A 12,416-nucleotide genomic window follows, 5' to 3' on the forward strand; every position below is an offset into this window, starting at 1 on the left:
AGATTGCATGGCTCAATTTTTTATCCATCGCCCAATTTTTGCATGGGTGATTGCGTTGGTGATTATGCTGGCGGGTATTCTCACCCTCACCAAAATGCCAGTTGCGCAATACCCAACAATTGCACCGCCCACGGTGACAATTTCTGCAACATATCCAGGTGCTTCAGCTCAGACTGTTGAGAATACGGTTACTCAAATCATTGAACAGCAAATGAATGGTTTGGATGGTTTGCGTTATATCTCTTCAAACAGTGCGGGTAATGGTCAAGCATCGATCAACTTAAACTTCGAACAAGGCATTGATCCTGATATCGCCCAAGTACAAGTTCAAAACAAACTGCAATCAGCAACAGCACTGTTACCTGCTGACGTACAACGTCAAGGTGTCCGAGTGACTAAGTCTGGTGCAAGTTTTATGCAAGTTGTTGCATTTTACTCGCCAGATGGCAGCTTATCTGCATCAGATATTAAAGACTATGTAAACTCAAATATCTCTGAACCACTTAGTCGTGTTGCAGGTGTCGGCGAGGTCACTGTATTTGGTGGTTCTTATGCAATGCGTATCTGGTTAGATCCAGCGAAACTTACCAGCTTTAATCTCACACCTTCAGATGTTGCTGCGGCTATACGTTCACAAAACGCTCAAGTTGCAGTAGGTCAATTAGGTGGTGCTCCAGCAGTTCAGGGTCAAATTTTAAATGCGACTGTAAATGCACAAAGTATGTTGCAAACACCTGAGCAATTTAGAAATATTTTCCTTAAAAACACTGCGGATGGCGCACAAGTTCGTTTGAGCGATGTTGCACGTGTTGAATTAGGCTCTGATAACTATCAATTTGATTCTAAATTCAATGGTAATCCTGCAGGTGGTGTTGCAATTAAACTTGCAACGGGTGCGAATGCACTTGATACCGCTGCTGCCGTTGAAAAGCGCTTATCTGAACTACGCAATAACTACCCAAGTGGTTTAAAAGACAAACTTGCGTATGACACTACGCCATTTATTAAGCTGTCTATTGAAAGTGTAGTTCATACACTGATTGAAGCTGTGGTGTTAGTATTTATCGTGATGTTCCTGTTCTTACAAAACTGGCGCGCAACAATCATTCCGACCCTTGCGGTTCCTGTTGTTGTATTGGGAACATTTGCTGTCATTAATATTTTTGGCTTTTCGATCAATACGCTGACGATGTTCGCAATGGTACTAGCGATTGGTCTGTTGGTCGATGATGCGATCGTTGTAGTAGAAAACGTCGAACGTGTGATGCAAGAAGAGCACTTGGAGCCTGTAGCAGCGACTGAAAAGTCAATGAGTCAAATTTCTGGTGCTTTAATTGGTATTACCAGTGTATTAACAGCGGTATTCGTACCAATGGCATTTTTTGGTGGTACAACTGGGGTTATTTATCGCCAGTTCTCAATCACTTTAGTCACTGCAATGATTTTATCTTTAATCGTTGCACTAACGTTTACCCCTGCCCTATGTGCGACTTTGTTAAAGCAACATGATCCGAACAAGCAAGAAAGCAACAATATTTTTGCACGCTTCTTCCGTTGGTTTAACCGTGGCTTCGATAAACTATCAGTAAAATATCAAGGTGGTGTCAATCGTATGACCCATCATAAGATTTTCTCTGGGATCATTTATATCGTAGTGATTGCTGGTTTGGTTGGTCTATACAAAGTGTTGCCATCTTCTTTCTTACCTGAAGAAGACCAAGGCGTAGTTATGACTTTAGTTCAGTTGCCGCCAAGCGCTAGCTTAGAACGTACTGATAAAGTTATTACCACAATGACCGATTACTTCCTGCATAAGGAAAAAGATCATGTTGATTCGATCTTTACCGTTTCTGGTTTCTCGTTCACTGGAGTCGGTCAAAATGCGGGTCTCGCTTTCATTAAATTGAAAGACTGGGGCGAACGTACAACACCCGAATCACAAATTGGTGCGATTATTCAGCGTGGTATGGCACTGAATATGATTGTAAAAGATGCTTCTTACATCATGCCATTACAATTGCCTGCTATGCCAGAATTAGGCGTATCATCAGGATTTAATATCCAGCTGAAAGATGTCAGTGGTCAAGGCCATGAAAAACTGATTGCGGCAAGAAATGCAATTTTAGGTATGGCATCACAAGACAAACGTCTCGCAGGTGTTCGTCCGAACGGTCAAGAAGATACACCTCAATACAAAATCACTGTTGATCAAGCGCAAGCTGGTGCGATGGGTGTCAGTATTAGTGATATTAACAGCACCATGAGCATGGCTTGGGGTGGCTCTTATATCAATGATTTCGTTGACCGTGGTCGTGTCAAAAAAGTTTATGTCCAAGGTGAAGCGGATACTCGCATGATGCCAGAAGACCTCAACAAATGGTATGTACGCAATAACAAAGGTCAAATGGTTCCATTCTCAGCATTTGCTAAAGGCGAATGGACGTATGGTTCACCACGTTTAGAACGTTATAACGGCGTATCATCTGTCAACATTCAAGGTACTCCTGCACCGGGTGTTAGCTCTGGTGATGCGATGTTGGCAATGGAAGAAATCATTGGTAAGTTACCGTCTATGGGCTTACAAGGCTTCGACTATGAATGGACTGGATTATCTTTAGAAGAACGTGATTCTGGTAATCAGACCCTGCCTTTACTCATTCTTTCGTTATTGATTGTATTCCTATGTCTATCGGCATTATATGAAAGCTGGGCAATTCCGATTTCTGTATTATTGGTTGTACCTTTAGGTATTATCGGTGCCTTTACATTGACATGGTTGGGTATGGTCATTAAAGGCGATCCAAACCTGTCCTTTAATATTTACTTCCAAGTCGCGATCGTAGCAGTCATAGGTCTTTCTGCCAAAAATGCAATTTTAATTGTAGAATTTGCTAAAGAATTGCAGGAGCAAGGTGAAGATTTATTTGATGCAACCTTACATGCTGCAAAAATGCGTTTACGTCCAATTATCATGACTACACTTGCTTTTGGTTTTGGTGTTTTACCATTAGCCCTAGCAAGCGGTGCAGGTGCTGGTAGTCAGCACTCAGTCGGTTATGGTGTACTTGGTGGTGTAATTTCTTCAACACTTTTAGGTATCTTCTTCATCCCTGTATTCTTCGTGTGGATTCGTAGTATCTTTAAGTACAAACCTAAAACTTTAAATACTCAGGAGCATTGATCGTGATGCAAACTGTTTGGTCTATTTCCAGTCGTGGCATTGCAATCTCTGCACTCGCGCTCTCTTTGGCTGCCTGCCAAAGTATGCGCGGGCCAGAGCCTGTTGTGAGCACAAATACTCCTGAAAGCTACGCGTCTTATGGTAATGCTTCTGGAAAATCAATTGCTGAACAAGGTTATAAAGACTTTTTTGCTGACCAACGTTTATTACAGGTCATTGATTTGGCTCTTGCTAATAACCGCGATTTACGTACTGCTGCATTGAATATCCAAAAAGCTCAACAGCAATATCAAATCTCAGAAAACAATCAATTGCCAACAATCGGAGCAAGCGGTAGTGCTGTGCGCCAAGTCAGCCCTTCTCGTGATCCGAATAATCCTTATTCAACTTATCAAGTTGGTTTAGGTCTCACCTCTTATGAGCTTGATTTCTGGGGGCGCGTACGCAGCTTAAAAGATGCTGCATTAGACAGTTATCTAGCAACTCAAAGTTCACGTGATGCAACGCAAATCAGTTTAATCAGCCAAGTCACTCAAGCTTGGTTGAATTATTCATTTGCTAGTGCACAACTCAAACTTGCAGAGCAAACACTCAAAGCACAGCAAGAGTCATTTAACTTGAATAAAAAGCGTTTCGATGTCGGAATTGATAGTGAAATTCCTGTGCGTCAAGCGCAAATTTCAGTTGAAACTGCACGTAATGACGTTGCTAACTACAAAACACAAATTGCTCAAGCGCAGAACTTGTTAAACTTGCTTGTTGGTCAGCCTGTTCCTCAGAACTTGCTGCCTCAACAACAAGTAACTCGCATTACCCAGCAAAATGCGTTAAGTGCAGGCTTACCAAGTGATTTGTTAAATAACCGTCCAGACGTGAAAGCTGCCGAATATCAACTGAGTGCTGCTGGTGCAAATATTGGTGCAGCAAAAGCACAATTATTCCCAACCATTAGTTTGACTGGTTCGGCAGGTTATGCATCAACTGACTTGAGTGATTTATTCAAGTCTGGAAATGCGTTATGGTCTATTGGACCAAGTATTAACATGCCAATCTTCGATTGGGGTACACGCAAAGCGAATGTGAAGATTTCTGAAACGGATCAAAAAATTGCACTTGCTAACTATGAAAAGTCAGTACAGTCGGCTTTCCGTGAAGTGAATGATGCACTTGCAACGCGTGCCAATATTGGTGATCGTTTAACAGCTCAACGTCGTTTAGTTGAAGCAACAAATACGACTTATAAACTTTCTAATGCTCGCTTCCGTGCAGGTATTGATAGTTACTTAACTGTATTAGATGCGCAACGTTCAGCATATTCGGCTGAGCAAGGTTTATTGTTGTTACAACAAGCGAACTTAAATAGCCAAGTGGAACTCTATAAAACGCTTGGTGGTGGTTTAAAAGCCAATACAAGTGAAACTGTAAATCCACAACCATCTAGCGCACAAATTCACGCCGCTCAATAATTTTGATTATTTTCGGTTTAAAAGCTCACTTCGGTGAGCTTTTTTATTGCAACACATGCAAATTTTTCTTATCTTCAAAGATAGCATATCAATGATTTAGACAAATACTATGTTATTAAGCAGTTTAGAATCTATGCCTGGGCACACTATTTTACGTCAGTTAGATGTTGTTTATGGCAGCACCGTTCGTAGTAAACACGTTGGTCGTGACCTAATGGCTGGTTTGAAAAACATCGTGGGTGGTGAACTGACAGGTTATACAGAATTACTTGAAGAATCTCGTCAAGAAGCAACTCAACGTATGATTGATAAAGCGCGAAGTTTGGGTGCGAATGCTGTTGTTGGAATCCGCTTCTCGACTTCAAATATCGCTCAAGGTGCATCTGAACTCTTTGTCTATGGAACAGCTGTCGTAGTCCAACCGATCACACCAAAACTTCCTGATCCATTTAGTGCTTAGGTATGTCTATGAGTGGATTAATTTTTCAGGTTATTCTTTTCTTGATTCTGTTTTCAGTCGGATGGGGATTTGGTCGTCATATCGAACAAAAACATTTACGTGAATTATATGAAAAAGAAAAACAATTTGCCCATATTCGAATTGATACCAATCGATTTATTGAAACATCAGCAAAGGGGCAATTGGTGAGTAGCAATGTCGTCATCTCACATGATTACTTTAAATACGTACTTGCCAATATTCAAAACTTTTTCGGCGGTCGCCTGACCAGTTATGAAAGTGTGGTTGAACGTGCACGTCGTGAAGCCATGCTCCGCCTCAAGCAAGAAGCAGATCGAATAGGCGCAAACCATATTATGGGGGTTCGTCTCAGCACCACAGAATTAGGTATGCAAGGTGGTATGGTTGAAGTATTTGCTTATGGTACGGCTATTTTAAATGAGTAAAAGGGAGCAAAAACTCCTTTTACTTCACTTTGGTTTTACGAATCATTTTATACAACAGGCTTGGCGACAAACGGGACACCAATACACCCAGTTGCTCTTTCTTCCCACCGACAACCACATATTCCTCACCTGCCATCAAAGCCTCAACCACACGCTGGGCGAATACATCGGCATCCAAACCATTTTCAATGGCTTCATCTTGATGCCCTTGTGGTTTGCCCTCACCATTTAAAGCATTAAATGAAACATTGGTTTTAACAAAACCAGGAAAAACCACTGAAACTGCTATTCCCTCTTTGGCGACTTCCGCACGTAAGCTATTGGCCCACATGTGAATTGCAGCCTTAGCCGCAGAATAAGTCGCGCGATATTGGGTTCCTAAAAGACCCGCCACACTCGAAACAAACACCACCCGACCTGATTTTTGTTTGCGCAAAGTGGGTAATACGGTTTTGGTAAAGAACACTTGGGAGAAATAATCCACTTCCATGATGGCACGTTCAGTTTGCATGGTGGTGTCCTGAATCAGGGCACGCTGGCTCAGACCTGCATTGTTGATCAGCCAGTCAATTCGCCCTTTGCAGGCCAAGACCTGTTCATGGGCGTGGCGTACCTGTGCTTCATCAGTAATATCGGCAGCGATTGAAAGATGCTGTTCAGGCTTAAGTAAACCCACTCGAACCGATTCCAACTCATCATAACGACGTGAAGTCAGTACAACTTGAGCACCTTGTAAAGCGCACTCTCGTGCCAAAGCTTTACCTAAGCCCGAAGATGCACCTGTAATCCATAGGACTTTATTTTCAAGACTTTTAAGTTTCGCCATGTCATATATCTCCTTTATTTATGCAGGGTGACGCATAAATTTAAGAAAGTGATCTACATAAGTTGCCGCAACTTGTTGATCAAGTTGAGTACCTAATTTTTCTAAACGCTTATACCCTAAATGTGTGGTCATATTAATGACGCCATTTAAGGTTTTATCGACTACAAAATTAAATTTTAGGCTCTTTTTCGGCTCACGAATTAAATGGGTGACACCTACATCAATCACTTCTGTGAGCAACTTCAGTGAATTGGCAATTTCCCGACTTTCCCCTTCAGCTAATTTTTGACTCGAAGCTTTAACCTGTTGAGTCAACTCTTGCTCAATCGGATAAGTCATATATACCGACTCATCTTCAACTCGAATTGTTTTAGATAAATGTTCAATCAATGGAACTAGACGATCATTCCCAAAGAATGACACTGACCATGGCATATATTTTCGGATTGCTTCTAAAATCTGCTGAATCACTTTTTCAGATTCACCTGTGAGTGAATGATGTTGATTGTCTTGCAATAGCACCATAAAAACTTGTTCTATCACTTCACATGCAATTTCAGATAAAACTGCCCCCAATGCATTTGCTTGGCTTTCTTTACTACCCTGTAAGAGCTGCGTACGGATATGAGCAAATCGCGCGTATGTATCGGCATGAATATTTAAAAAAACGGCAGTGTTCATTCTAATCACCCTATTCTAGATTCCATAAAATAAGGGCTTATTCAATAAGCCCTTATTCATCCTTAGATTCTGTTTTTCTTTCATTTTTGGCTTTTCAAATGCTGAATTTACCACATTCTATTCACGATCAACATGCATAAATGCCAAAAATGGTTGACCGTGTGTTACTTCATTAATTTTTAATAGAATTGAATAACTCATCGTAACCGTCCTTTTTTAAGTTTTAATATTTTGATATCGTTGTTTTATGCTTAAACATTTTTTAATTGTGTGATGTAACACACATAAATCTAACTTTTTCAAGAAAAAAACCAACTGTTTTCATCGACTTTTTTTGATGAAAATATTCATCATTTTTTTGCTACAATAGATCTAATTTTTTATTCAATTTTAATCTTCTGTACTATGACTGACGCTCAATCTGCTCAAAATATTGCAACTACTTACGATCCAACTGAGATCGAAAAGAAATGGTATCAAATCTGGGAACAACAAGGTTATTTCAAACCCTCAGGTCAAGGTGAATCATTCTGTATCATGATTCCACCACCAAACGTCACGGGCAGCTTGCACATGGGTCATGGTTTTAACAATGCCATTATGGATGCCTTGACCCGCTACAACCGTATGTCTGGTAAAAATACCTTATGGCAACCGGGTACTGACCATGCAGGTATTGCAACACAAATGGTGGTAGAACGTCAGCTTGGCGCACAAAACATCAGCCGTCATGACTTAGGTCGTGAAAAGTTCATTGAAAAGATTTGGGAATGGAAAGAACAATCTGGTGGTACGATTACTCGTCAGATCCGCCGTTTAGGTTCTTCAGTGGACTGGTCACGTGAACGCTTCACCATGGATGAAGGTTTATCCAATGCAGTCAAAGAAGTTTTCGTAAAACTTCATGAAGATGGCTTGATCTATCGCGGTAAACGCCTCGTAAACTGGGACCCTAAATTACAAACTGCCCTTTCTGATCTTGAAGTTGAGTCAGACAAAGAAGAAGCAGGCTCATTGTGGCACTTCAAATACTTCTTTGAAGACAAATCGCTTCGTACACACGATGGTAAAGATCACATTGTGGTTGCAACGACTCGTCCTGAAACATTGTTAGGTGATACTGCCGTTGCTGTTGCACTTGATGATGAGCGTTATTCGCACCTTGTTGGTCAGAACATTATCCTGCCAATTACGGGTCGTGCTGTTCCAATCGTTAAAGATGAATATGTAGATAAAGAATTCGGTACAGGCTGTGTGAAAATCACCCCTGCACATGACTTTAACGACTATGAAGTCGGTAAGCGTTGTGAATTGCCGATTATCAACATCTTTAACAAAAATGCGGAAGTATTGGCTGAGTTTGAATACATCGCAAAAGCTGGTGAGCAAATTTCTAAAACCATCGCTGCACCAACAGACTACATTGGTTTAGAGCGTTTTGCTGCACGTAAAAAACTGGTTGAACAAGCTGAAGCGGAAGGCTGGTTAGATCAAATTCAACCTTATACGCTTAAACCACCACGCGGTGACCGTTCAGGCGTGATCGTTGAGCCATTATTGACTGACCAATGGTATGTCAAAATTGCACCGCTTGCTGAGCCAGCGATTAAAGCGGTGAAAGATGGTGACATCAAATTTGTACCTGAGCAGTACAGCAACATGTACATGGCGTGGATGAACAACATTCAAGATTGGTGTATTTCACGTCAGCTTTGGTGGGGTCATCGTATTCCAGCTTGGTACGATGCTGAAGGTAATGTATTCGTTGGTCGTGACGAAGCAGAAGTTCGTGCCAATAACAACATCCCTGCTAATGTTGTATTGAGTCAAGATGAAGATGTATTGGATACATGGTTCTCTTCTGCACTTTGGACATTCTCAACTTTAGGTTGGACTGGCGACAAAGCAAAAGATGCGGAAAATTATTTCCTCAATACCTTCCACCCGACTGATGTATTAGTGACTGGTTTTGACATTATCTTCTTCTGGGTTGCACGCATGATCATGATGACCATGCACTTCATGAAAAATGAAGATGGTACGTCACAAGTTCCGTTCAAAACTGTGTATGTCCATGGTTTAGTCCGTGATGGCGAAGGTCAGAAGATGTCTAAGTCGAAAGGTAACGTACTTGACCCACTCGACTTGATTGACGGTGTAGACCTTGAAACTTTAGTACAAAAACGTACGACGGGTTTGATGAACCCGAAACAAGCAGCGAAGATTGAAAAATCGACCCGTAAAGAGTTCCCAGAAGGCATTCAGGCTTACGGTACAGACGCCGTTCGTTTCACATTCTGCGCACTTGCCAACACAGGTCGTGACATCAAGTTCGACATGAAGCGTGTTGAAGGTTACCGTAACTTCTGTAACAAAATCTGGAACGCCACCCGTTTCGTATTGATGAATGTTGAAGGTCAAACCGTGGGGCAAACTGCTCGCCCTGATCTTTGGGAGTTACCTGAGCAATGGATTATCAGCCGTTTGCAAAAAGCGGAAGCTGCGGTTCAACAAGCTTTCGCAACCTATCGTTTAGATTTAGCTGCACAAGCGATCTACGACTTTATTTGGAATGAATACTGCGACTGGTATGTAGAACTCACCAAGCCAGTATTGAACGATGCTGAAGTATCTGAAGAGCGTAAAGCGGAAGTTCGTCGTGTGTTATTGGCGGTGATGGAAGCGTCTTTACGTTTAGCTCACCCAATTATGCCGTACTTGACTGAAGAAATTTGGCAAACCCTTGCGCCAATGCTGGGTATTGAAGGCAAAACCATTATGACTGCGGCATATCCTGTGCCTGCTCAAGAGAAAATCAATGAGCAAGCTGAAGCGGACATGCAGTGGTTACAAGGTTTGATTGGTGCGGTGCGTAACATCCGTGGTGAAATGGGCTTAGGTAATGCACGTTTATTACCAGTGTTGCTTCAAAACACAACGGAAGCTGAAAAAGCACAGATCACACGTATTGAAGCGCTATTTAAAGCTCTAGCAAAAGTAGAAAGCATTACGTTCTTGGCTGATGCTGAGCAACCACCATTGTCATCTTCATCGGTTGTGGGTCACGTGTCTGTATTTGTTCCAATGAAAGGTTTAATTGACCCGAAAGCGGAACTTGGTCGCCTACAAAAAGACTTAGACAAAGTACAAAAGCAGCATGACCAAATTGCAGGAAAATTGGCAAATGAAGGTTTTGTGGCAAAAGCACCTGCAGCTGTGGTTGAAGGTGAAAAAGCGAAATTGGCTGAGTTTGCTGATCAGTTAGGGAAAATTAAAGCGAATATGGAGCAAATTGCAGCGCTTTAAGCAGTAGCTTGATTCAAAAAATCCCCTCAGTTGAGGGGATTTTTTATGACAGACTAGTTATTAAAGGCATGCCTAACAGCTTTCTAACAGGAATTACTTCTTGATTATTTGTCTCAAATATATGAGGTTTATTAGGTAATATATTCTTTGTAATTTCGACTTGATATTCAGGTAAAGTCTCTCTTTTGTTATTTTTACAATGAAAAATAAAATACCTATAGTTCCACTTAACAGAACTAGCTATGCCTTCAAACTCTGATAATAATTCAAGAATATATTTACTTCCCAATAACCCTGAACGCAATTGAAAAATATGACTTTCATCAGAAGGTGTGCTTGATTTCATATCAAAAATTAAAGCATAAGGTACATCATCAACGATACCAAATGCCAAAGCATCACAAGCTTTTCTACCTACATGTCCATTTTTTAATATGGAGTCAGATAATTTAAGTTTATCTAACTTAAAAGAACATAAATCACTGAAACCAGATATCGAAACTTTTTTTAAGACTGCTGAAGCATCTGATTCATTGCATTCTAATGTAACTATCCCATTAATATCTTTAACTTGATGAAACATTAATGGATTACAAATAATTTTTAATTTATTGATTACACTTCTAGGCATTTTACAATCCATAAATCAAATTATCTTGAATTTTATTCATTTGATCTATCTCATCATCAAAACTCTTAATTTTTATTCCAAAATTTTCTTCAATATCCCACTTATCTAAAAAAAGAACTTTATTTCTCTTACCTGTAACTGAATCTTTTTTAATTCCTTCATTTGTTGAATAAACATTGATATGCTTACAACTTATTTTTTCATTCTCGCCATAACCGTATTTTTTTTGAACATTTTTTATATGATCATAATTACTATTCATTAAAACCAATGTATTTAACTCACGAATAATATAATCACTATGAGTAGTCATAAATACTTTAACCCCTGAATTTACTAATGCAACTACAAAGCGTGCAAATTTTCTTTGATTTTCAGGATGTAAATTTAATTCAGGTTCGTCAATCATAATCAGACTATTTTCTTTAGCTACATGGCATAACCAAAACCAAATAATCATCAATGACCTAACTGCACTTGATGCCTCTCCTAAACCTAGTTTAATTTTTTTTGCACTTTTTGGCTGAAAGTACAATCCCATATCTTTATTAAATTTATATTCACCACCAGCTAAATCTTGTAGTTTCTTCAAAAGATCTATATTTTCAACAATAAAGTCACTTCTACCTTTTTTAACTAATTCTTCAATTCTATAACTAATAAAGTCAACATTATCATCCACAGAAATTGCGTAACTTCTTTTAAATCTATCTACAATATCGTATGGATTAATTTTTTTAGCTCCATTTTTTTCGAATTCTGTCAACAAACTTACAATTTGATTTTTATTAAAATTCAACTCATTTTTAAAAATTGAAGCGCCTGTTCGTTCAGCACTTGCAATAAATATTTCTGGCATAAAATTATTTAAACAGCAATTTAATAAATGCTTTTTAATAAAGCTTTCAAGTACAAAAAAAGGAATATTCCCCTCACTTTCAAACCATACAATATCCATATATTGGGATTTCTTTTGTTTTATTAAACTAATAATAACTTTACCATTTTTATTTTTTATTTCACCCTCATACTCCACATCAAGCCATGAATCATTAATTTCCAACTCAAAATAAATTCTAGAGTTTTCAAATATTACAGAAGAGGTTGCAAAGTAATCTGGTATATTTTCCTTAAACTTACCCATGCTTTCTGACATATATCCATTAATTTTATTTATAATTTCATTTTTCAAGTCAACCTGAGCTACTCCTTTATTAATCAGGTTATCCTCAACTTCTTTTGATAGTTCCCAATCAATTACTGTTTTCCAATCCTTTAAAAAAGCATAAATAGTATTGGTTATATATGTTTTCCCTGTATTATTTTTCCCACACACTACAGTCAACTTATTTAAAACTATTTCAGCCTGATCAAGGGGTCCTAATTTTTCAAAATTAAATTTCATTTTATTAGGACTTA

Annotated in this window: 9 protein-coding genes; 5 read left to right on the plus strand and 4 right to left on the minus strand. The window is 39.4% G+C overall.

Features of this window, described 5'->3' with window-relative positions; translation table 11 throughout:
* Nucleotides 1–7: 7 nt before the first annotated feature.
* The 4 genes from adeJ to F908_RS11190 all read left to right on the plus strand — a co-directional run bounded on the left by adeJ (nt 8) and on the right by F908_RS11190 (nt 5,553).
* Complete coding sequence (gene adeJ, locus F908_RS11175; RefSeq protein WP_005161825.1) at nt 8–3,181, plus strand: multidrug efflux RND transporter permease subunit AdeJ; 3,174 nt, start codon at nt 8–10, stop codon at nt 3,179–3,181.
* A 5-nt stretch (nt 3,182–3,186) separates the two neighbouring features.
* Nucleotides 3,187–4,647 carry a multidrug efflux RND transporter AdeIJK outer membrane channel subunit AdeK gene (gene adeK, locus F908_RS11180; protein WP_005161828.1) on the plus strand — a complete coding sequence of 487 codons (1,461 nt, stop codon included), beginning with the start codon at nt 3,187–3,189 and terminating at the stop codon, nt 4,645–4,647.
* Between the two features lie 109 nt (nt 4,648–4,756).
* Nucleotides 4,757–5,107, plus strand: coding sequence for a YbjQ family protein (locus F908_RS11185; protein ID WP_005161831.1), 351 nt, complete (start codon nt 4,757–4,759; stop codon nt 5,105–5,107).
* Between the two features lie 8 nt (nt 5,108–5,115).
* Nucleotides 5,116–5,553, plus strand: a complete 438-nt coding sequence (locus tag F908_RS11190) for a YbjQ family protein (RefSeq protein ID WP_005161833.1) — start codon at nt 5,116–5,118, stop codon at nt 5,551–5,553.
* Nucleotides 5,554–5,572: 19 nt separating this feature from the next.
* Here F908_RS11190 and F908_RS11195 read toward each other — a convergent pair whose 3' ends face one another.
* Both F908_RS11195 and F908_RS11200 read right to left on the minus strand, forming a co-directional pair.
* Entirely contained in the window at nt 5,573–6,379 is an 807-nt protein-coding gene (locus tag F908_RS11195) for an SDR family NAD(P)-dependent oxidoreductase (protein ID WP_005161838.1), read from the minus strand.
* Between the two features lie 18 nt (nt 6,380–6,397).
* Nucleotides 6,398–7,060 carry a hypothetical protein gene (locus tag F908_RS11200; RefSeq protein ID WP_005161841.1) on the minus strand — a complete coding sequence of 221 codons (663 nt, stop codon included), beginning with the start codon at nt 7,058–7,060 and terminating at the stop codon, nt 6,398–6,400.
* Between the two features lie 405 nt (nt 7,061–7,465).
* On the opposite strand from F908_RS11200, the gene F908_RS11205 reads away from it, so the two are divergent.
* Entirely contained in the window at nt 7,466–10,366 is a 2,901-nt protein-coding gene (locus F908_RS11205; protein WP_005161844.1) for a valine--tRNA ligase, read from the plus strand.
* A gap of 43 nt (nt 10,367–10,409) precedes the next feature.
* Here F908_RS11205 and F908_RS11210 read toward each other — a convergent pair whose 3' ends face one another.
* Nucleotides 10,410–10,997 (minus strand): hypothetical protein, encoded by a 588-nt coding sequence (locus tag F908_RS11210; RefSeq protein ID WP_005161846.1) that lies wholly within the window; start codon nt 10,995–10,997, stop codon nt 10,410–10,412.
* A 1-nt stretch (nt 10,998) separates the two neighbouring features.
* Nucleotides 10,999–12,402, minus strand: coding sequence for an AAA family ATPase (locus F908_RS11215; RefSeq protein ID WP_005161849.1), 1,404 nt, complete (start codon nt 12,400–12,402; stop codon nt 10,999–11,001).
* Between the last annotated feature and the right edge of the window lie 14 nt (nt 12,403–12,416).

The organism is Acinetobacter sp. NIPH 284 (assembly GCF_000369425.1).
GTDB lineage: Bacteria > Pseudomonadota > Gammaproteobacteria > Pseudomonadales > Moraxellaceae > Acinetobacter.